General features: G+C 67.7%; 22 protein-coding genes and 1 tRNA gene. 13 read left to right on the top strand and 10 right to left on the bottom strand.

Going from position 1 to position 17,893, the window contains the following annotated elements; all coding sequences use genetic code 11:
• The first annotated feature begins 45 nt into the window (after positions 1–45).
• Complete coding sequence (locus CA234_RS17800; RefSeq protein ID WP_126002381.1) at positions 46–2,187, top strand: prolyl oligopeptidase family serine peptidase; 2,142 nt, start codon at positions 46–48, stop codon at positions 2,185–2,187.
• A gap of 16 nt (positions 2,188–2,203) precedes the next feature.
• Positions 2,204–2,680, top strand: a complete 477-nt coding sequence (locus tag CA234_RS17795) for a vgr related protein (protein ID WP_126002380.1) — start codon at positions 2,204–2,206, stop codon at positions 2,678–2,680.
• 154 nt (positions 2,681–2,834) lie between these two features.
• Here the strand turns inward: CA234_RS17795 and CA234_RS17790 are convergent, their stop codons facing one another.
• Together CA234_RS17790 and CA234_RS17785 are read right to left on the bottom strand one after the other, a co-directional pair.
• Positions 2,835–3,218 (bottom strand): VOC family protein, encoded by a 384-nt coding sequence (locus CA234_RS17790; protein WP_126002379.1) that lies wholly within the window; start codon positions 3,216–3,218, stop codon positions 2,835–2,837.
• A gap of 16 nt (positions 3,219–3,234) precedes the next feature.
• Positions 3,235–5,982, bottom strand: a complete 2,748-nt coding sequence (locus CA234_RS17785) for a [protein-PII] uridylyltransferase (protein WP_125973967.1) — start codon at positions 5,980–5,982, stop codon at positions 3,235–3,237.
• 181 nt (positions 5,983–6,163) lie between these two features.
• On the opposite strand from CA234_RS17785, the gene CA234_RS17780 reads away from it, so the two are divergent.
• The 4 genes from CA234_RS17780 to CA234_RS17765 all read left to right on the top strand — a co-directional run bounded on the left by CA234_RS17780 (position 6,164) and on the right by CA234_RS17765 (position 8,163).
• Complete coding sequence (locus CA234_RS17780) at positions 6,164–6,625, top strand: hypothetical protein (protein WP_125973965.1); 462 nt, start codon at positions 6,164–6,166, stop codon at positions 6,623–6,625.
• 68 nt (positions 6,626–6,693) lie between these two features.
• Positions 6,694–7,188, top strand: a complete 495-nt coding sequence (locus CA234_RS24655) for a hypothetical protein (RefSeq protein WP_206431234.1) — start codon at positions 6,694–6,696, stop codon at positions 7,186–7,188.
• Between the two features lie 86 nt (positions 7,189–7,274).
• Positions 7,275–7,685, top strand: a complete 411-nt coding sequence (locus CA234_RS17770; RefSeq protein WP_125973963.1) for a glycine zipper 2TM domain-containing protein — start codon at positions 7,275–7,277, stop codon at positions 7,683–7,685.
• 52 nt (positions 7,686–7,737) lie between these two features.
• Positions 7,738–8,163 carry an OsmC family protein gene (locus CA234_RS17765; protein ID WP_125973961.1) on the top strand — a complete coding sequence of 142 codons (426 nt, stop codon included), beginning with the start codon at positions 7,738–7,740 and terminating at the stop codon, positions 8,161–8,163.
• Positions 8,164–8,227: 64 nt separating this feature from the next.
• Here the strand turns inward: CA234_RS17765 and CA234_RS17760 are convergent, their stop codons facing one another.
• Genes CA234_RS17760 through CA234_RS17750 form a run of 3 tightly spaced genes read right to left on the bottom strand, consistent with a single transcriptional unit; the run spans position 8,228 to position 11,321 of the window.
• Positions 8,228–8,959 carry a hypothetical protein gene (locus CA234_RS17760; RefSeq protein ID WP_241213568.1) on the bottom strand — a complete coding sequence of 244 codons (732 nt, stop codon included), beginning with the start codon at positions 8,957–8,959 and terminating at the stop codon, positions 8,228–8,230.
• 11 nt (positions 8,960–8,970) lie between these two features.
• Positions 8,971–9,717, bottom strand: coding sequence for a 23S rRNA (guanosine(2251)-2'-O)-methyltransferase RlmB (gene rlmB, locus CA234_RS17755; protein ID WP_125973959.1), 747 nt, complete (start codon positions 9,715–9,717; stop codon positions 8,971–8,973).
• Positions 9,717–11,321, bottom strand: coding sequence for a M20/M25/M40 family metallo-hydrolase (locus CA234_RS17750; RefSeq protein WP_126002378.1), 1,605 nt, complete (start codon positions 11,319–11,321; stop codon positions 9,717–9,719). The genes rlmB and CA234_RS17750 overlap by 1 nt, the downstream gene beginning before the upstream one ends.
• A gap of 122 nt (positions 11,322–11,443) precedes the next feature.
• Between CA234_RS17750 and CA234_RS17745 the strand changes: the two genes are divergently transcribed.
• Positions 11,444–11,530, top strand: a tRNA-Tyr gene (locus CA234_RS17745).
• Between the two features lie 68 nt (positions 11,531–11,598).
• Here CA234_RS17745 and CA234_RS17740 read toward each other — a convergent pair.
• Complete coding sequence (locus CA234_RS17740) at positions 11,599–11,799, bottom strand: hypothetical protein (protein ID WP_125973955.1); 201 nt, start codon at positions 11,797–11,799, stop codon at positions 11,599–11,601.
• A 208-nt stretch (positions 11,800–12,007) separates the two neighbouring features.
• Here CA234_RS17740 and CA234_RS24435 point away from each other — a divergent pair, with 208 nt between their 5' ends.
• A complete protein-coding gene (locus tag CA234_RS24435; RefSeq protein WP_164521861.1) occupies positions 12,008–12,157 on the top strand; it encodes a hypothetical protein in 150 nt (49 codons plus the stop codon).
• Here CA234_RS24435 and CA234_RS17735 read toward each other — a convergent pair.
• From CA234_RS17735 to rph, 3 genes are all read right to left on the bottom strand, one after another.
• The gene (locus tag CA234_RS17735) at positions 12,120–12,590 is read right to left on the bottom strand and encodes a transcriptional regulator (RefSeq protein ID WP_241213567.1); all 471 of its coding nucleotides are present in this window, start codon (positions 12,588–12,590) and stop codon (positions 12,120–12,122) included. The genes CA234_RS24435 and CA234_RS17735 overlap by 38 nt on opposite strands.
• 127 nt (positions 12,591–12,717) lie before the next feature.
• On the bottom strand, positions 12,718–13,389 hold the full coding sequence (rdgB, locus tag CA234_RS17730; protein ID WP_125973951.1) for an RdgB/HAM1 family non-canonical purine NTP pyrophosphatase: 672 nt from the start codon (positions 13,387–13,389) through the stop codon (positions 12,718–12,720).
• Positions 13,386–14,099, bottom strand: coding sequence for a ribonuclease PH (rph, locus tag CA234_RS17725; protein ID WP_126002377.1), 714 nt, complete (start codon positions 14,097–14,099; stop codon positions 13,386–13,388). Before rph ends, rdgB begins: the two co-directional genes overlap by 4 nt.
• 90 nt (positions 14,100–14,189) lie before the next feature.
• Between rph and CA234_RS17720 the strand changes: the two genes are divergently transcribed.
• From CA234_RS17720 to CA234_RS17700, 5 genes are all read left to right on the top strand, one after another.
• On the top strand, positions 14,190–14,771 hold the full coding sequence (locus CA234_RS17720; RefSeq protein ID WP_126002376.1) for a DUF6438 domain-containing protein: 582 nt from the start codon (positions 14,190–14,192) through the stop codon (positions 14,769–14,771).
• A 35-nt stretch (positions 14,772–14,806) separates the two neighbouring features.
• On the top strand, positions 14,807–15,850 hold the full coding sequence (gene hrcA, locus CA234_RS17715; protein WP_125973945.1) for a heat-inducible transcriptional repressor HrcA: 1,044 nt from the start codon (positions 14,807–14,809) through the stop codon (positions 15,848–15,850).
• Between the two features lie 15 nt (positions 15,851–15,865).
• Complete coding sequence (grpE, locus tag CA234_RS17710) at positions 15,866–16,423, top strand: nucleotide exchange factor GrpE (protein WP_126002375.1); 558 nt, start codon at positions 15,866–15,868, stop codon at positions 16,421–16,423.
• 231 nt (positions 16,424–16,654) lie between these two features.
• Positions 16,655–16,867, top strand: coding sequence for a cold-shock protein (locus CA234_RS17705; protein WP_125973941.1), 213 nt, complete (start codon positions 16,655–16,657; stop codon positions 16,865–16,867).
• Between the two features lie 83 nt (positions 16,868–16,950).
• Entirely contained in the window at positions 16,951–17,148 is a 198-nt protein-coding gene (locus tag CA234_RS17700; RefSeq protein ID WP_125973939.1) for a hypothetical protein, read from the top strand.
• 10 nt (positions 17,149–17,158) lie between these two features.
• Here CA234_RS17700 and CA234_RS17695 read toward each other — a convergent pair whose 3' ends face one another.
• Positions 17,159–17,605 (bottom strand): DUF1003 domain-containing protein, encoded by a 447-nt coding sequence (locus tag CA234_RS17695; RefSeq protein ID WP_125973937.1) that lies wholly within the window; start codon positions 17,603–17,605, stop codon positions 17,159–17,161.
• Positions 17,606–17,893: the final 288 nt, after the last annotated feature.

The raw sequence follows: 17,893 nt of genomic DNA, 5'->3' as shown, positions 1-17,893 counted from the left end.
GCACCGGGCTGCCTAAGGGTGGGCGCATTCTTTGGGAGCCCTTGAATGCGCCGTGCATTGATCCTGCCTTTACTCTTCGCCAGCCCCGCCTACGCCCAGACCACCAAGCCGGAGACCAATGCGCCGATGTCCAACTTCGCCTATCCCGAAACCCGCCGTGTAGACGTGGTGGACGAACAGTTCGGGGTGAAGGTCGCCGACCCCTATCGCTGGCTGGAAAACGACGTCCGCAATGACGAGGAAGTCGCCGCTTGGGTCGAGGCCGAGAACAAGGTCACCGACGCCTATCTGACGACGTTGCCTGGGCGCGATACGCTCAAGGCCCGCATCAAGCAGCTGTTCGATTATGAGCGCTTCGGCCTGCCCGAGCAGAAGGGCGGCCATTATTTCTATGCGCATAACAGCGGGCTGCAGAACCAGTCCGTGCTGTTCGTGCGCGATGGGCTCAAGGCCGAGGGCCGCGTGCTGATCGACCCCAATGGCTGGTCGAAGGACGGCGCCACCGCGCTCGCCGAATGGCTGCCCAGCGAGGACGGCAAGCTGCTCGCCTATTCGATCCAGGACGGCGGCACCGACTGGCGCACGATCAAGGTGCTCGACGTCGCCACCGGCAAGGAGACCGGCGACACGGTGAGCTGGGCCAAGTTCACCATGGGCGTGGCCTGGGCCAAGGACGGTAGCGGCTTCTTCTACTCGCGCTATCCCGAGCCGCCGGCGGACGCCAAGTTCCAGGCGCTCAACGAGAACCACCGCGTCTATTTCCACAAGCTCGGCACCCAGCAGAGCGCCGACCGGCTGGTCTATGAGACCCCGGCGACGCCCAAGCAGAGCCATTATGCCGGCATCACCGACGATGGCCGCTATCTGGTGATCACCACCAGCGAGGGGACCGACAACAAGAACCTCGTCCACATCGTCGATCTGCAGGATCCCGCCTGGAAGGCGAAGACGGTCATCGGCACGCTGGAGCATGACTGGTCGGCGATCGGCAATGTCGGCACCAAGTTCTGGTTCGCCACCGACGACGGCGCGCCTCGCCAGCGGATCGTCACCATCGATCTTGCCGATCCCGCGCTCACTCCGCACGAGGTGGTGCCCGAGCAGAAGGAGACGCTGGCGGGTTCGTCGATCGTCGGCGACCGGCTGATCCTCAGCTACATGGTCGATGCCGCCACCGAGGTGCGCCGCTACACGCTGGAGGGCAAGGCCGACGGCACGGTGGCGCTGCCGGGGATCGGCACCGCCAGCGGGTTCGGCGGGCATCCGCACGAGGGCGAGACCTTCTTCGCCTTCACCAGCTTCAACTATCCGACGACGATCTTCCGCTACGACGTGCAGACCGGCAAGGCCGAGCCCTGGGCGCAGCCGAAGGTTGCCTTCAACCCGCAGGACTATGCGGTCGAGCAGCGCTTCTATGCCTCGAAGGACGGCACCAGGGTGCCGATGTTCATCGTCCGCAAGAAGAGCGTCACCGGTCCCGCGCCGACGATCCTCTACGGCTATGGCGGGTTCAACATCCCGATCACCCCGGGCTTCTCGGCGGGCCGACTGGCCTGGCTGGAGCAGGGCGGCGTGTTCGTCGTGGCGAACATCCGCGGCGGCGGCGAGTATGGCAAGGCATGGCACGATGGCGGCCGCCTCGCCAACAAGCAGAACGTGTTCGACGATTTCATCGGCGCGGGCGAGTATCTGATCAAGGAAGGCATCACCGGCAAGGGCCAGCTGGCCATCCAGGGCGGCTCCAACGGCGGTCTGCTGGTCGGTGCGGTCACCAACCAGCGCCCGGACCTGTTCGCCGCCGCGCTGCCGGCGGTGGGCGTGATGGACATGACCCGCTTTGACCGGTTCACCGCCGGCCGCTACTGGGTCGACGATTACGGCTATCCCTCGAAGGAAGCCGATTTCAAGCGGCTCTACGCCTATTCGCCCTACCACAACATCAAAAGCGGCGCGGACTATCCCGCCATCCTGGTGAGCACGGCGGACACCGACGACCGCGTCGTGCCGGGGCACAGCTTCAAATACACGGCGGCGCTGCAGCATGCGCAGATCGGCGACCGTCCGCACCTGATCCGCATCGAGACGCGCGCCGGCCACGGTTCGGGCAAGCCGACCGACAAGGTGATCGAGGAAACCGCCGACCTCTGGGCGTTCGCCGCCAAGTGGACGGGGCTCGCGATCCAGTAAGCAGGGGAGGGCGGCCATGTCCGGCGACGACCCGCGACAGGGCCGCCCCCTCACCGATGCCGAGCGCGCGCTGGCCCGCGGCATGTTCGGCGATGCGATCGACCTCGATCCGGTGCGGATTTTCCGGCGGAAATGGTTTCCCTTCCAGCCGCGGAACGTGACGATGGCGCCGCGCGGGCATCTCCACTTCCATCCGGCGGGGGAGGCCTATCGGGACTGTTTCGCCAGCGCGGGGCTGGGGCTGCAGGGGCATCTGATCCACGAGCTGGTGCATGTCTGGCAGCACCAGCAGGGCCTGAACCTGGTGCTGCGTCGGCACCCGTTCTGCCGCTACCACTACAGCATCAAGGCGGGCTGGACGCTGACGCGCTACGGCATCGAGCAGCAGGCCGAGATCGTCCGCCACGTGTTTCTGCTGCGCCAGGGTGCGACGGTGCCGGGGGCGCTGCTGTTGGCGACGCTGGAGTCGATCCTGCCGTTCGGGACGGGGTAGCCGCGGCGGGTAGCCGCGTCGAACGCTACATGCCGTCATCCCGGCGAAAGCCGGGATCCAGTCGCCTCTCCGCCTGAGCAAGAGCCGCGACGGAGACCCCAATGGATCCCGGCGTTCGCCGGGATGACGATGGTGGAGGCGGCGGCGCTTTCCGCTACTCCGCCGGCGGCTCCCACAGCTCGATCGGATTGCCCTCCGGATCATGGATTCGGGCGAAGCGGCCGGTCTCCGGCGTGTCCCATTCGGCCCGCGTCTCGATGGCGACGCCCGCGGCGTTGAGCTGCTCGAGCAGCCCGTCGAGGTCGATCACCCGCAGGTTGAGCATCACCTGTTTGTCACCGGCGTAGTAGGTGGTGTCCGCCTGGAACGGCTGGAAGATGACGCCGCCGGGCTCGGGGTGCCAGAACCAGGGGCTCGCCTGGCCGCTGGGATCGGTGCCGCAGCCGCCGCCGACGCCCAGCATCTCCTGGTACCAGCTCTTCAGCCCTTCCGGATCCTGTGCGCGAAAGAAAAACCCGCCCAGCCCCACTACCGGCATGTTGGTCCCCCCCCGATCAGGCGGCCTGGGCAACCTCCTCGCCGGCCGCGGCCTCCAGCAGGCGCCGCTCGATCGTCTTGAGTCGCGACGTCGAGCTGATCTTATCGCCGATCAGGTCGGTCAGATAGAAGGTATCGACCGCGCGCTCTCCGTACGTCGCGACATGCGCCGAGTGGATCGTCACCTTCGACTGGAACAGCGCATTGGCGAGACTGTAGAGCAAGGCTGGCCGATCGCGCGCATTGACTTCGATGACGGTGAAGCGGTTCGACGCCTTGTTGTCGATGAACACATTGGGTTCGATCGAGAAGGCGTCGGCGCGCAGGCGCACCGGCGCCTTGGTCTTGAGCCGTTCGGAGAGCCGCGCGCGGTTGGCCAGCGCATCGGCGATGCCGGTCTTGAGCCGGGTAAGCCGCGCTTCCTCGTCGAAGGGCTGGCCGAACGGGTCCTGGACGAGAAAATTGTCGAGCGCCATGCCGTCGCGCGTCGTGTGGATGCGCGCGTCGATGATATTGCCGCCGGCGACGTGGATGGCGCCGGCGATGCGGTAGAACAGGCCGGGATGGTCGGCGGCATAGACCGTGACCAGCGTCGCACCGCGATCGGGATAGACCTGCGCCTCGACGTGCAGCGTCGCGTCTCCCGCCGCGGCGACCATCGCGGCGTTGCGTTCCAGCACGTCGATCGGCTCGGCGATCCAGTAGCTTTCGGTGAAGCGGCGCTTGAACGCCTCGAACTTGGCGGGCGTCCAGCCGAGGGCGGCGGCCAGCTCCTCCTGCTTGGCGGCGATCCGTTCGGTGCGGCCGCGCTGCTTGTGGCCGAGCCGCAGCACTTCCTCGGCGGCTTCGTACAGCCCGCCAAGCAGCTGGCGCTTCCAGCCGTTCCACACGCCGGGGCCGACCGCGCGGATGTCGACCACGGTCAGCGCCAGCAGCATGCGGAGGCGCTCGGCGCTCTGCACCTGGGCGGTAAAGTCGAGGATGGTCTTGAAGTCGGCAAGGTCGCGCTTGAAGGCGGTGGCGGACATCAGCAGGTGCCAGCGGACCAGCCACGCCACCATCTCGGTCTCGCCCGGCGTGAGGCCGAGGCGCGGGCAAAGCCGCTCCGCCACTTCGGCGCCGAGGATCGAATGGTCGCCGCTGCGCCCCTTGGCGATGTCGTGGAGCAGCACCGCCACGTACAGCGCGCGGCGCGAGGCAAGCTGGTGGAGGATGCCGCTGGCGAGCGGATGGTCTTCCTTGAGCTGCCCCTTCTCGATCTTGCTGAGCAGCCCGATCGCGCGGATCGAATGCTCGTCCACCGTGTAGTGATGGTACATGTCGAACTGCATCTGCGCGACGACACGGCCGAAGTCGGGCACGAAGCGGCCGAACACGCCCGCCTCGTTCATCCAGCGCAGCACCGTCTCCGGATCGCGCGGCGAGGTCAGCACGTCGAGGAACAGCGCGTTGGCGCGCGGGTCGGTGCGGACGTCGTCGACCAGCTTGGCGTCGCGCGCGGCGGCGCGCATCGCCAGCGGGTGGATCTCCACCTCGTGCAGGTCGGCCAGCGCGAACAGCTCGATCAGGCGGACGGGATCCTCGCGGAAGAAGGTGTCGCGCGGCAGCGCCAGCCGGCCGCGCTCGAGCACGAAGCCCTTGAGCTTGCGCCGCCCGCGCCACAGCGCCGGGAAGCCGAAGCGGCGGCCGCGCGCGGCGAACTTCTCGTCGAGATGGGCGAGGAAGACGCCGGTGAGGTCGCCCACCACCTTCGCCTGGAGGAAGTAATAGCGCATGAAGCGCTCGACCTTGGACATGCCAGGACGATCGGCGAAGCGCATCCGCTCGGCGATTTCGCGCTGGACGTCGAAGGTGAGGCGATCCTCGGGGCGGTTGGTGATCAGGTGGAGCTGGCAGCGCACCGCCCAGAGGAAATTCTCGGCGCGGCGGAACTGGCGATACTCCGCCGGCGTCAGCAGCCCGGCCTCGACCAGCTCGGCAGGCTCGCGCACATTGTAGGCGAACTTGCCGATCCAGAAGAGCGTGTGGAGATCGCGCAGCCCGCCCTTGCCCTCCTTCACATTGGGTTCGACGACATAGCGGCTGTCGCCCATCTTCTTGTGGCGGGCGTTGCGTTCCTCGAGCTTGGCGGTGATGAAGCCGCGCGCGCTGTCGGCCTGGACCTCGGCCTTGAAGCGCCGCGCCGCCTCGTCATACAGCTCGGTATCGCCCCAGACATAGCGCGCCTCGACCAGTGCGGTGCAGACGGTGACGTCGGCCTTGGCCTGGCGCACCATCTCGTCCAGCGAACGCGACGAATGCCCCACCTTCAGCCGCATGTCCCACAGCGAATAGAGCATCGATTCGATCACCTGCTCGCTCCAGCCGGTGACCTTCCAGGGGGTGAGGAAGCCGATATCGATATCTGAATGCGGCGCCATTTCGCCGCGGCCATAGCCGCCCACCGCGATCAGCGTCATCCGCTCGGCGGCGGTGGGATTGGCATTGGGATGGAGCCGCTCGACGGTGAAGTCCCATAGCAGGCGCAGGATCTGGTCGGTGAGGAAGGCGCCCGCCGCGGCGGCTTCGAGGCCACGCGAGGGGTGTTCGGCGAGGCGGCGGGCAATCTCCGCCTGGCCGGTGGCGAGGACGGCCTTGAGCTCGGTGGCCCCCGCCTGGCGCAGCGCGGCGGTGTCGCGGGCCTCCAGCGCGGCGAGGCGTTCGGCGACGGCACGGCGATCGATCAGGGCGCGGCGGTGGGGCACGGAAGCGAAGCGGGTCGGCATGGGGAGTCAGATAGGAGGAATTGGGAGGAAGTTCACGCGGGAAGGGGTGGGGGGCGCATTTCTCTTCTTAAGCCCCTCCCCTGCAGGGGAGGGGCTATTGCTTGCTGTGCCGTCTAAGCGGGAACAAAAGCTGTGCTGCTCGGTAGGGCGGGGCAACCTCATGCGGAGACGCCGTTTGCCCTTGAAGACCCGCTCCATCGCTGCGGCGCTGCTGCTCCTCGCACCGCTGGCCGCCTGCAACAGCCCGCAGGTCGCCGACACCACCGCGACGGCGAACGTCGACTCACCGCTCGTCGCAACCCCCAGCCCCGCGCCGGTGCCCATCGACACGCCTGTGGCGAAGGACGAAGCCGCGCCGCGCTCCGCCGCCAGGCGATGCCGCTTCGAGGTCGACGGCAAGACGCTGCTCGACGGGCAGTGCCAGGTCTATCCGATGGGGGACGGCGGCTACACCCTCAACACCTGGAGCGCCGGCAAGCCCGCCCAGTCGCACTTCGCCGTGGTCACCACCCGCGCCGACGGCATGGCCGATGCGACCTGGAATGCCGATCCCGACGACGACAGGGCTGGCGATCCGCTGGGCACCGTCACCCGCAAGGATGGCTGCTGGGTGAACCAACGCACCCGCATTTGCGTCCGCTGATCGCGCATCGCTCGGAACACCCCCGCATCCCGGCCCGTTGACCGTGCCGTAACCGAAAGGAGATTTCGATGGCCACCGCCAGCAAGACGCCCAAGACCCCCACGCCGCGCAAGCGCACGCCCAAGGCCGCGACCGCGGCTGCGGCTGCCGGCACCAAGCCGGAGCCGGCGGCTGCAAAGCCTGCCCCCAAGGCTCGCCCGAAGCGGGCGCCCAGGGCAGCCGCGCCGGCGACCACGGTCCGGAAGCGCTCGACGCTAGGACGGACCGGCATTGCGGCCATCGCTGCCGCCGGGCTGGGCGCAGTCGGTGCGATTGCGTTCGGCACGCTGTGGAATCGCCGCGCTGGTGCGGCGGAGTCGGGCACGGTGCCGACCGACCTGATGGGCGACAGCCATCCCGATGGCAGCCAGCGCGCGATCGAGCAGTTCCGCCCCGATCCGACTGCGTCGATCCCGGCGAACGAGCGCGAGGCCTTCGCGCCCGCGCTGGCCGGTGGCTCGGCGCCGACGCTGGTCGCCGGCCAGGCCGACGAGCTTCGCCGCAACGACGCAGCACCTTCCTGATCCTCCCCGGATCGGCACGGCCGCGCAACCTTCCGCGCGGCCGCGCATTGCCCACGCACATCAACATGGATCAGGAGAGAGACAAGATGCGCATCTTCGCTCTGAGCATGGTCGCTGCGGCGACGCTGGTTTCCGGCTGCGCCGAAGGCGGCTACGGTCTCGGCAATGCCGGCGACCGCGGTTATCGCCAGTATGACTATAACCGTCCGGACCCGGCCTATAACGGCTATTATGCCGACCGTTATTATCGCGAGAATCCGCGCGCCCGCGAGCGTCGCCTGTCGCAGAATGATCGCGTCTATCGCGGCCAGGACGGCCGCTATTATTGCCGCCGCAACGACGGCACCACCGGCCTGATCGTCGGCGGCGTGGCCGGCGGCCTGCTGGGCAACGTGATCGCGCCGGGCGGATCGCAGACGCTGGGTACGCTGCTCGGCGCCGCGGCAGGCGCGGCCGCGGGGCGCTCGATCGATCGCAACAACGTCACGTGCAAGTGATACAAGCGGGCCGGGGTCGATTCCCCGGCCCGTGCCTTTTGAGGAGCCTGCCATGACCACCCGCACCGCCACCGCCCGTTATGAAGGTTTCGGCAAGGCCGGCAAAGGCCAGCTGACCAGCCCGTCGGGCGTGCTGGAGGCGACGCCCTACAGCTTCAACACCCGCTTCGGCGACGAAAAGGGCACCAATCCGGAAGAGCTGATCGCGGCGGCGCATGCCGGCTGCTTCACCATGGCGCTGAGCTTCGCGCTCGCCCAGGCGGGGTTCAGCGACGGCACGCTCGAGACGACGGCGGCCGTGAAGCTGGAGCAGGATGGCGACGGCTTCACCATCACCCGTTCGGACCTGAAGCTGCGCGCCGAAGTGCCCGGCATCAGCGAGGAGCAGTTCGAGGCGCTCGCCAAGGGCGCCGAGGCGAACTGCCCGGTCTCGAAGCTGCTCAAGGCCCAGATCGCCCTGGAGTGGGAACTGGCCTGAACCCTATCCCCAAAGGGGTGTGGAGAGGGCGGGCGGGTGCGTATCGCACCCGCCCGTTTTCGTATCAGCTCAATGGCGCCACGCGCAGCGACGCCATCGGGGCGTCCTTGGTCCGGGTGTCCACCTTCCAGATGATCACCTTCTCGCTGCCGACGGTTTCGGCACCGGCCTCGTTGTTCTGGCTGATCACCTCGGCATCGGTGGTGAGGGTGAAGGTCCCCTCCATGCGATCGGCCGCCTCCTCGCCTGCGGACATGCCGGCGCCCATGCCGCCCAGGCCCGCCGCCTCGCTCTTCTGCCGGGCGAAGCCCTGCGCCTTCACGCGCACCGCATCCTTGCCGCGCAGCTCGATTGCGATCCAGGGCAGGATGATCTCATTGTCCTGGTTGTACGGGTAGACGAACGCGTGATCGAGCACACCCGACAGCGCGAAATCGACATAGAAGATGCCGTTGCCGCGATAGTCGACGCTGCGATAGCCGGCCTCCTTGGCCAGCTCGACCGCGAGCTTGCGATATTCCTCGTCGCGCTTCACTTGCTCGGCCGCCTTGACCTTGGCCGGATCGGCCGAGCCGTTCTTGCCCTTCTTGCCGCCCTCTTCCTCGGCGATCTTCAGGAAGTCGCCGCCCAACCCCTTGAGGTCGAGGGCGACGACTTCACCCTTGTAGGTGAAGGTGAAGCTGCGATCGCGGTGGATGGTCAGCGCGGATTCGAACTTGCCGGGCACGAACAGGCAACTCGCCAGCACCAGCGGGGCGAGCAGCACCAGCGCCAGCGTCCGCAGCATCCTGGACATGCGTGTGCTCCTCAGCCGCGCGTGTTGACCGCGTAGAGCGCCACGGCCGCGGCGTTCGACACGTTCAGGCTTTCCACCTTGGGCGAGATCGGCAGGCGGGCAAGCTGGTCGCAATGCGCCTCGGTATTCTGGCGCATGCCTTCGCCCTCGGCGCCCAGCACCAGCGCCACGCGGCCTTCGCCCATCACCTCGCCCAGCGTCGCCTTGGCATGGCCGGTGAGGCCGACGCGCCAGAAGCCGGCCTCGGCAATCTCGTCGAGCGCGCGTGACAGGTTCACCACGCGCACCCAGGGCACCACTTCCAGCGTCCCCGCCGCCGACCGGGCGAGGGTGCCGGTCTCGGGCGGCGCGTGTCGGTCCTGGGTGACGATGCCGAGCGCGTCGAACGCCGCTGCCGAGCGCAGGATCGCGCCGACATTGTGCGGATCGGTCACCTGGTCGAGCACCAGCAGCGGGCGCTTGTCCTCCGCACCCTGTTCGAGAAGATCCCCGAGCCAGATCTCCTCGAGCGGATCGACCTCGGCCACCAGCCCCTGGTGCGGCGCGTCGGACGGCACGAGGCGGCCGAGATCGGCCGCGTCGGCATAGGTGATCGGGATGACCGGGGGCAGGTCCAGCGCCGACAGCGCCTCGCGCGTGCCCCAGATCTTGCGCACCGTCCGCTCGGGGTTGGCGAGCGCCGCGAGCACCGCGTGGCGGCCGTAGAAGCGCGGCCGCGATGCGGATGCCTGGCTGGGACGATGGCCTCGACGTTTCATCAGTGTGCGGACTCCGGGAAGGGATAGAATTGATCGGCCGGGGTCGGCGCGGTCGCAAGCGGCGCGCGCGGCAGCGGCTGATCGCTGTTGGCGGCGTTGATCAGGAATGCGGCGAGGATGGTTGCGCCCTGGCGCATATCGTCGGCCTTCAGATGATCGAACGTATCGACGTCCGTATGATGCACCCTGGAGCCATAGTCGAGGGGGTCCTGGATGAACTGGAACGCCGGGATGCCCACCGCGTCGAAGAAGACATGGTCGGTGCTCCCGGTGCGGCGCGCGGAAACCATGGTCGCGCCCATCGTGTGGAAGGGCGTGAACCACTGCTCGAAGATCGGCATCACCGCCGTGTTGCCCTGCGCATAGATGCCGCGGATCTTGCCCGAGCCGTTGTCGAGGTTGAAATAGGCGGCGAGCTTGCCGTGGTCCGGGCCGGGCGTGATCGGGAAGGCGCGGCTCCACGTCATGTAGCGAACGATGCCGCCCGCGCTGGGATCGACCGGGCGCTTGGCGATGTGCGCCTCGACATAGGCCATCGAGCCGAGCAGACCCTGTTCCTCGCCCGCCCACAGGGCGAAGCGGATCGCGCGCTTGGTCTTGATACCCGAGGCGCGGATGATGCGCGCGGCCTCCATCACCATCGCGCTGCCGGCGGCGTTGTCGGCTGCGCCGTCGCCCATCGCCCAGCTGTCGAGATGCGCGCCCGCCATCACGTATCCCGCCTTGGGATCGGTGCCGGGGATGTCGGCGAGGATGTTGTAGCCCTTGGTGTCGCTGTCGTCGAAGCGATTGACCGCGTCTATCTCCAGCGTCGGCTTGGCCCCCATCTTGGCGAGGCGGGCGAGGCGGCGATAGTCTTCCGCCGCGATCTCGATGCCCGGCAGGGTACCCGACTGGCCGACCTGGAACTGGCTGTTCTGGCCATGGACCAGCTTGCCGTTGCGGCTGGACATGATCGCATAGCCGATCGCGCCCTCTGCCTTGAGGAAGGCGTCGCGCTTGCCCGCGAAGGTGTAGCGGGCAGGGTTGAAGGGGCGTTCGCCGTCGCCGTTGGGGAGGTCGTAGAAGTCGCGCTTCGCCAGTTCCTCGACGCTCCAGCGCTTGAACGGTGCTTCGGTGGGGTCCTCGATGTCCTTGGGCTCGGTGATCAGTACCACCTTGCCCTTCAGCTTGCCCTTGTACTGGGCGAAGGCGGCCTCGTCGGCGAGCGGGGCGAGCACGACCTCGCCGGTGATCGCGCCACTGGTGCCGGGGGTCCAGGGCAGGGGGGCGGCGATCAGCTGGAGCGGGCGGGGGGCGACCATGCGCACCGCCAGTTTCTCGTTCGACCAGCCCCGACCGAACTCGAAGCCTTCCTTGTGGACGTTGACCAGGCCCCATTCGCGGAACTTGGCCTGGGTCCAGTCCTCGGCCCTGCGGATGCCAGGCGAGTTGGTGAGGCGCGCACCGATCACGTCGGTGAGGTACTGCGCGATTCGCATCACCTCCGAATGGTTGGTGCCCTGGTCGATCACGCGGTCGGTCGCGCTGGTCTGGATCGTCTGGGCGGCGATCGGTGCGCTGGCGAGCAGCGCGGCGGTAAGAGCAAGGACGGTGCGACGCATATGTTATCCCCCCAAAAAGTGAAGGCGGGACGCTATGCGCGCAAAAGAGTGCACGCAAGGCGTTGACAGGCCCGCTTCGCTTCGGCATTGGGCCCACCTCGCTCGCAAGCGGCGGTCTCCATGGATAGGTGGCCGAGTGGTTAAAGGCAGCAGACTGTAAATCTGCCGGGCTTCGCCCTACGGTGGTTCGAATCCATCCCTATCCACCACCGCCGCTGCGAGCGATACTCCCTTCCGGATCGCGAACAGTGGACCCCGCGGATCACGCCAGGCGCGATCAGCGGTTGCCGTACAGCGCCAGCGTCCGGTCGCGATACTCGATCAGCTGCAGAAGGTGATCGAGCTCGCAGATCTGCTGCGCCGGCGCGCCTTCGCGGATGGCCGTCTCAATCCGATCGAGCAGATAGCGTGCGCTGCCGGTACCATGGGTGAGGTAGATGGCTTCGGCGCGCTCCAGGAGTGTAGAAAGCGGCGTCACGGGCCTTCCCTGCGGCAAAGCAGAGTTAATATCCAAAACGGATATAGTCAGGCAATGCACAAAGGCTTGCGATCGCATTGCGCGATGCACTAGGTGTGTCCCGCGTCGGGAATATTCCTGACTTGTCCGTGCGTACCCGAAAATCCAATACGGATATAAAGATACGCGAGTTTTTGAAAAAATGGACGAACGGGGCGCAGGTATCGAGATGGTGTGCACGCACCTGGTGGACGCGATCGCGCTGCTCGACCTTCTGGGCGAGGATGCCGAGGCCGCCAACATCTCACTGTCGCTCGAGCGACTGACGACCAAATACGGGGTTACGGCGTCGTCGGGTGCGCTGCGCGATCCAGGATGAGGTCGAAATAGCGGTCCAGCGCCGCGCCCGTTTTCTCGGTCAGTTCCAAGTAGGTGAAGCGCCGGTCGGTCGCGAGGCTGCGCTTGTGGATCATGCCGCGCCGGGCGAGCGCGTTGATCCAGCGCAGTGCGGTGGTGGTCGGCACGCCGGAGGCGGTGCAAGCCGCCGAGGTCGACACGTCCTTGCCGTCGGCGCGGCTGACATAGAGCGTCAGCAGGATGTTGAACGCCGGGTCAGCGAACAGATCCTTCGCGACTTCGCGTTCCAGCAGCGAGCGGCCCCAGAGAATCATCCGGGCGAGTTGCAGGCGGCCGAACGAACCAGCCGGCGATTCGCTGGCCGCCGCAGGAGCTTCGCCGGCGAACTGCGTGAAAAGTCGCTTGATTTCGCTCAGCCGCGCATCGACTTCATCGAATAGTTCGGTGCCGCGCACCCCCAATTTTTCCTCCATCGTCGCCCGTGCTTAGGCAGCGATCGTTACTCGATCAACATATGGACGTCGTTAGGATAGCTTAAACCTTCGCTCCCATGAATATCGTCGCAGCCGAAACAGACCCGCCTCAGAAGACCGATGCGACCAATTGGCGAAATGCGTCGGCACGGTGGCTCATGCCATGTTTCGCCGCCGGCTCCATTTCGCCAAACGTTTCCGCAAACCCCTGCGGTACGAACATCGGATCATAGCCGAAGCCCTTTTCACCACGCGGCGGCCAGACGAGGTCGCCATGGACCCGCCCCTCGAACCATTCGACATGCCCGTCCGGCCAGGCAAGCGCCAGCGCGCAGACGAAATGGGCGGCGCGGCTGGTCTCGGGCGGGAGTGCCGCCAGCTTGTCCTCGACCCGCTGCATCGCCAAGCGGAAGTCGCGGCCCTCGAACGGGGCGACGGGCTCAAGCCCGTCCATCCCCGGCGCCGCCATGCCCCAGCGGGCGGAGTAAATGCCGGGGGCGAGCCCCAGCGCCTCGACGCACAGCCCCGAATCGTCGGCGAGGGCGGGGAGCCCCGACAGGTCCGCCGCTTGCAGCGCCTTCAGCTCGGCATTGGCGACGAAGCTGGTGCCGGTTTCCTCGGGCTCGGGCAGGTCGAGCTCGGCGGCCGAGACCGGCTCGATCCCATAGGGACCGAGCAGTTCGCGGATCTCACGCACTTTGCCCGCATTGTGGCTGGCGATCACCAGCTTGCCGGGGGCGAGCTTGCGGATCGCCTGGGGGGCCTCGCCCTCGCCGCTCATCCGACCGCCTTGAGCTGCGCGTCGAAGATGCGCGCGCAACCGATGCGGGCGAGGCGGAGCAGGCGCAGCAGGCCTTCCTCGTCATAGGTCGCGCCCTCCGCAGTGGCCTGCGCCTCGGCGATGTTGCCATTGGCGAGCAGCACGAAGTTCGCGTCCGCATCGGCCGACGAATCCTCGGGATAGTCGAGGTCGAGCACCGGCGTGCCCTGGTAGATGCCGCAGCTTACCGCCGCCACCTGGGTGGTGATCGGATCGGTGGTGATCGCGCCTTCCGCCATCAGCTTGTTGACCGCGAGCCGCAGCGCCACCCAGGCGCCGGAGATCGCTGCGGTGCGGGTGCCGCCATCTGCCTGGAGCACGTCGCAATCGAGCGTGATCTGGCGCTCGCCGAGCAGCTTGAGGTCGGTGACCGCCCGGAGCGAGCGGCCGATCAGTCGCTGGATCTCCTGGGTGCGGCCCGATTGCTTGCCCTTGGCCGCCTCGCGCTGGCCGCGGGTGTGGGTGGCGCGGGGGAGCATGCCGTATTCGGCCGTCACCCAGCCTTCGCCCTTGCCGCGCAGGAACGGCGGTACGCGCTCTTCGACGCTGGCGGTGACGAGCACGCGGGTGTCGCCGAAGCCGATCAGCACCGATCCTTCGGCGTGGCGGGTGAAGTTCGGCGTGATGGTGATCTCCCGCATTTCGTCGGGGGCGCGGCCGGATGGGCGCATGCGATTCAGTCTCCCTAAAGGTCGAGCCGGGCACCTAGACCGTGGCGGCGCGTTCCGCCAGTCTTGCACGATTAGGGGAGAAAGACACGCATGCGCCTGTTGGTTGCACTGGTTTGCGGCGGAGCGATGCTCGGCGGCTGCATTCCGCAGGTGGCGCCGCCCGAGGGATCGTCGCGCCCGACGCCCGCCAGGCCCTCCCGCCCGGCGGCGGCGTCGCCGGTCAGTGGCGGGATCCCCATCGGCCCGTCGGCGCCGATCGTGCGCGGCGAGATGATCCGTTACGCCACCAGCCCCTGCGGCGGCGCCTGCCCGGTCTATTCGATCACGGTGCGGCCGGACGGGACCGGCACCTTCGAGGGGCAGCGCTTCACCGCAGTCATCGGCGCGCGCGACTTCCGGGTGTCGCCGGCACAATATGAGGCGTTCCTCACCCGGCTCGCACCCTATCGCCCGCGCAGCGGCAGCGTCCGCACCGCGCCGGGCACGCCGGCTTGCGGCCAGCACGCTACGGACATGCCGAGCGTCGAGGTCCAGTGGGACGGGAAGGCGGGGCATCGCGCGCTCTCCTATTATTTCGGCTGCGACCGCACGCGCAGCCCCGGCGTCGCCGATGCGCTGGGGTCGGCGCCCGATCTGTTGCCGATCGCCGACCTGATCGGCGCGCGGCCTTGAAGCCGACCCGTCGCACCGCCTAGATAACAGCCACCATGATCACGCCGCCGATCCACGAGCTGACCGACCGCGCGCGCGACGTGTTCCGCATCGTGGTGGAATCCTATCTGGATACCGGCGCGCCGGTGGGGTCGCGCACCATCTCGCGTATCTCGGCGCTCAACCTGTCGCCGGCGTCGATCCGCAACGTGATGCAGGATCTGGAGGAAGTGGGGCTGCTCGCCGCACCCCACACCAGCGCCGGCAGGATGCCGACCGAGAGCGGGCTGCGCCTGTTCGTCGACGGGATGATGCAGGCGAGCGAACCCTCGGTCGAGGAACGCGCGGCGATCGAGGCGCGCGCCGGCATCGGCGGCCCGGTCGAGGATGCCATCGCCGAAACCACCGCGGCGCTGTCCGGCCTGTCCGCCTGCGCCGGGCTGGTGCTGGTGCCCAAGGCGGAGACGGTGCTGCGCCAGTTCGGCTTCGTGCCCTTGAGCCAGGACCGTGCGCTCGCGGTGCTGGTCGGCGAGGACGGCTCGGTCGAGAACCGCGTCGTCGAGCTGCCCGGCGGCGTCGATCCGATGTCGCTGCAGCGCGCGGCCAATTACATGAGCGCCACGCTCGCCGGGCTCACGCTCGCCGAGGCGCGCGGCCGGATCGAGCGGGAGTTGCGCCAGCAACAGGCCGCACTCGACGCCGCAGCTTCGGAACTGGTCGAGCGCGGGCTCGCCGTGTGGAGCGAGGATAGCGGCCGCCGCCCGGTGCTGATCGTCCGCGGCCAGGCCCGGCTGATCGACACCGGCGCCGCCGAGGATCTCGACCGCGTCCGCCAGCTGCTCGACGAGCTGGAGGGCAAGGAGGAGATTGCCCGGCTGCTCGACAGCGCCCGGGAAGGCGAGGCGGCGCGGATCTTCATCGGCTCCGAGAACAAGCTGTTCGCGCTCTCCGGCTCGTCGGTGATCGCCAAGCCGGTGCGATCGCTGGACGGCCGGGTGGTCGGCGTCGTCGGCGTGATCGGCCCGACCCGGTTGAACTATGCCCGCGTCGTGCCCATGGTGGATTTCACGGCGGCCACATTGGCCCGTTTGCTGGCCTGAAGAAAACAGGGAACCATGTCCGAGAATATCGAAAATACCGAACCGACCCAGGGCGCAACGCTGGGGCAAGAAACTGCACAGGCTGCCCCCGAGGTTGCCGAGCAGGACCGTGTCGCCGAGCTGGAGGCGCAGCTGGCCGAGGCCAAGCAGGCGCATCTCTACGTCCAGGCCGACATGCAGAACCTCCGTCGCCGCACCGAGAAGGAAGTGGCGGATGCGCGGGCCTATGCCGCGACGAGCTTTGCCCGCGACATCCTCTCCGTCGCCGACAATCTCGGCCGGGCGCTGCAGGCCATTCCGGCCGAGCTGCGGGAAGACGAGAAGATGAAGGGCCTGGTCACCGGCCTGGAAGCCACCGGCCGCGAGCTGGAGGCGATCTTCGGCCGTCACGGCATCTCCAAGGTGGTGGCGCTGGGCGAGGTGCTCGACCCCAACAAGCACCAGGCGATGATGGAAATGCCCGTCGCCGACAAGGAGCCCGGCACCGTGGTGCAGGAGATCCAGTCCGGCTACATGATCAAGGACCGGCTGCTCCGCCCGGCGCTCGTCGCCGTCGCCAAGAAGCCCGACTGACCGGCCGTCGCCCCGCTCCGAACAGGGGCGGGGCATTGCCTCGCAGCGCCGCCATGCTGCCTCCGTTCCTCGCACTGCCATTGCATTCCCTCCGCCATGCGCCCACATAGGGGCTGCTGAAGTCGCAAATCGTTGGTCTCTGGTGCTTTGCGGCTCCGTTTTCCTTCCATCCCTGCCCTGAAGCGCGAGGTCCGCCCGCACGGGGCGCGCCGACAATGTAAGGAAAACACCATGAGCATCACTGGCACCGTCAAGTTCTTCAACGCCGACAAGGGCTATGGCTTCATCGCGCCGGACACCGGCGGCAACGACGCCTTCGTCCACATCACCGCGGTGGAGCGCGCCGGCATGGTCACGCTGCAGCAGAACCAGCGCGTGACCTACGAACTGGAAGAGGATCGCCGCGGCAAGATGGCCGCGGTCAACCTCCAGGCGGCCGACTGACCTGAACCCCAAGACGGCGGTCCCATCCGGGGCCGCCGTTTTCGCATGTCCCTCCCTCCTTCCCCAGCGAGGCACCCCCGCCGATGACCGAAATCGAACTGTTCCGCGCCCGTGCCGACGAAGCCGGCAATGCCGCCGCCGGCTGCGAACTCGACAATGTCCGCGAGCGGCACCTCCGGTCCCAGGCGGCCTGGGAAGCGATGGCGGTGCGCGCCGAGCGGGTCGCCACCCAGCGCGCGCTCAACGAAGCCGAGAAGGAAGCCCGCGCCGTCGCCTTCTGAGGCGAGCGGATCAGCGCGGCGCCCGGACCTCGACCAGCCGGGCAATGTCGGCGTGCAGCGAATCGATCTTCGCGTGCAGCTCCTCGATCTGCGCCTCGGCGCGCAGGTTGGTCTCATAGTCGAGCCGCGCCTCGAGCCGGTCCTTCGCCGCCTGGCGGTTCTGGCTCATCATGATGATCGGGGCCTGGAGCGCGGCGAGCATCGACAACATCAAGTTCAAGAAGATAAACGGGAACGGGTCGAAGGCGTGCGCGGCCAGCACGACCGTGTTCAGCACCGCCCAGGCGGCGAGGAACAGGCCGAAGCCGATGATGAACCCCCAGGAGCCGCCGACCGCCGCGACCCGATCGGCGAGGCGCTCGCCGAAGGTCAGGCGTTCGTCGAACACCGTGTTGAGGTCCCGCGACGCGCCGCCGATCCGGCGCAGGTCGTTCAGGAAACGAATGGCTGCATTCATGGATACACCTCACTGCCGACCGGCCCCCCGGGGCCGGCGCGAGTGACGTGACCCAGCAGGATCAGTTCAGCGCGGCGGCCCTGGCAGGCGCGGTCGGTCTACTTTGATCGTTACTGGGCATGGTTCCTTCTCGGATCCGTTGGCGTTTGGACGGCACCGCCTGGCTGCGCTTCTCCAACGAACAGGGCAACGAAGTACCCCATATCACGCGCCGCTGCAGTCCAGCTCACATCTTCACCCGCCCCTCACACACATCGTACCGCGCATCTCCATGATCGCGACCCGCTC

The organism is Sphingomonas sp. ABOLE (assembly GCF_003950455.1).
Classification (GTDB): domain Bacteria; phylum Pseudomonadota; class Alphaproteobacteria; order Sphingomonadales; family Sphingomonadaceae; genus Sphingomonas; species Sphingomonas trueperi.
This window is presented reverse-complemented; position numbering and strand designations above follow the sequence as displayed.

Bases quoted from the DNA above. Each gene is read 5' to 3' on its own strand.
- CA234_RS17750 (WP_126002378.1), bottom strand. From the start codon at position 11,321: ATGCGTCGCACCGTCCTTGCTCTTACCGCCGCGCTGCTCGCCAGCGCA.
- CA234_RS17785 (WP_125973967.1), bottom strand. From the start codon at position 5,982: ATGCCGACCCGCTTCGCTTCCGTGCCCCACCGCCGCGCCCTGATCGAT.
- rph (WP_126002377.1), bottom strand. From the start codon at position 14,099: ATGCGCCCATCCGGCCGCGCCCCCGACGAAATGCGGGAGATCACCATC.
- rdgB (WP_125973951.1), bottom strand. From the start codon at position 13,389: ATGAGCGGCGAGGGCGAGGCCCCCCAGGCGATCCGCAAGCTCGCCCCC.
- CA234_RS17695 (WP_125973937.1), bottom strand. From the start codon at position 17,605: ATGAATGCAGCCATTCGTTTCCTGAACGACCTGCGCCGGATCGGCGGC.
- CA234_RS17800 (WP_126002381.1), top strand. From the start codon at position 46: ATGCGCCGTGCATTGATCCTGCCTTTACTCTTCGCCAGCCCCGCCTAC.
- CA234_RS17795 (WP_126002380.1), top strand. From the start codon at position 2,204: ATGTCCGGCGACGACCCGCGACAGGGCCGCCCCCTCACCGATGCCGAG.
- CA234_RS17700 (WP_125973939.1), top strand. From the start codon at position 16,951: ATGACCGAAATCGAACTGTTCCGCGCCCGTGCCGACGAAGCCGGCAAT.
- CA234_RS17765 (WP_125973961.1), top strand. From the start codon at position 7,738: ATGACCACCCGCACCGCCACCGCCCGTTATGAAGGTTTCGGCAAGGCC.
- CA234_RS24435 (WP_164521861.1), top strand. From the start codon at position 12,008: ATGGTGTGCACGCACCTGGTGGACGCGATCGCGCTGCTCGACCTTCTG.
- CA234_RS17760 (WP_241213568.1), bottom strand. From the start codon at position 8,959: ATGTCCAGGATGCTGCGGACGCTGGCGCTGGTGCTGCTCGCCCCGCTG.
- CA234_RS17705 (WP_125973941.1), top strand. From the start codon at position 16,655: ATGAGCATCACTGGCACCGTCAAGTTCTTCAACGCCGACAAGGGCTAT.
- CA234_RS17720 (WP_126002376.1), top strand. From the start codon at position 14,190: ATGCGCCTGTTGGTTGCACTGGTTTGCGGCGGAGCGATGCTCGGCGGC.
- grpE (WP_126002375.1), top strand. From the start codon at position 15,866: ATGTCCGAGAATATCGAAAATACCGAACCGACCCAGGGCGCAACGCTG.
- CA234_RS17770 (WP_125973963.1), top strand. From the start codon at position 7,275: ATGCGCATCTTCGCTCTGAGCATGGTCGCTGCGGCGACGCTGGTTTCC.
- hrcA (WP_125973945.1), top strand. From the start codon at position 14,807: ATGATCACGCCGCCGATCCACGAGCTGACCGACCGCGCGCGCGACGTG.
- rlmB (WP_125973959.1), bottom strand. From the start codon at position 9,717: ATGAAACGTCGAGGCCATCGTCCCAGCCAGGCATCCGCATCGCGGCCG.
- CA234_RS24655 (WP_206431234.1), top strand. From the start codon at position 6,694: ATGGCCACCGCCAGCAAGACGCCCAAGACCCCCACGCCGCGCAAGCGC.
- CA234_RS17790 (WP_126002379.1), bottom strand. From the start codon at position 3,218: ATGCCGGTAGTGGGGCTGGGCGGGTTTTTCTTTCGCGCACAGGATCCG.